Source organism: Burkholderia pseudomultivorans (genome assembly GCF_902499075.1).
Taxonomy (GTDB): domain Bacteria; phylum Pseudomonadota; class Gammaproteobacteria; order Burkholderiales; family Burkholderiaceae; genus Burkholderia; species Burkholderia pseudomultivorans.
This window is the reverse complement of the sequence record NZ_CABVPP010000148.1, coordinates 1-520: the sequence shown is the minus strand read 5'-3', so window position 1 is coordinate 520 and position 520 is coordinate 1. Positions and strand designations below refer to the sequence as shown.

Here is a 520-nt window from a genome sequence, read left to right as displayed (position 1 = left end):
CTGTGTCGGTTTGCGGTACGGTCATCGTTAGACTGAAGCTTAGAGGCTTTTCTTGGAACCACTTCCAATTGCTTCGCGCCCTAGAGCGCTCGCGCCACACCCTTGAATCCCGCGCCCGGATTTGCCTAAGCGCCTTCTCCAATGCAGCGACCGGGACTTCCAACACCCGGACAACCTTCCGCGATCCGTCCCCCCATCGCATCTAACGACGGTGCAGGAATATTGACCTGCTTCCCATCAGCTACGCATTTCTGCCTCGCCTTAGGGGCCGACTCACCCTACGCCGATGAACGTTGCGTAGGAAACCTTGGGCTTACGGCGAGGGGGCCTTTCACCCCCTTTATCGCTACTCATGTCAGCATTCGCACTTCCGATACCTCCAGCACCCTTTACAAGGCACCTTCGCAGGCTTACGGAACGCTCTCCTACCATGCGTGCAAGCACGCATCCGCAGCTTCGGTATATGGCTTAGCCCCGTTACATCTTCCGCGCAGGACGACTCGATCAGTGAGCTATTACG

At 57.3% G+C, this 520-nt stretch carries 1 rRNA gene; it reads right to left on the bottom strand.

What is annotated here, in order from left to right:
• Positions 1 to 520, bottom strand: a 23S ribosomal RNA gene (locus tag BST28156_RS34595); the annotation flags it as partial.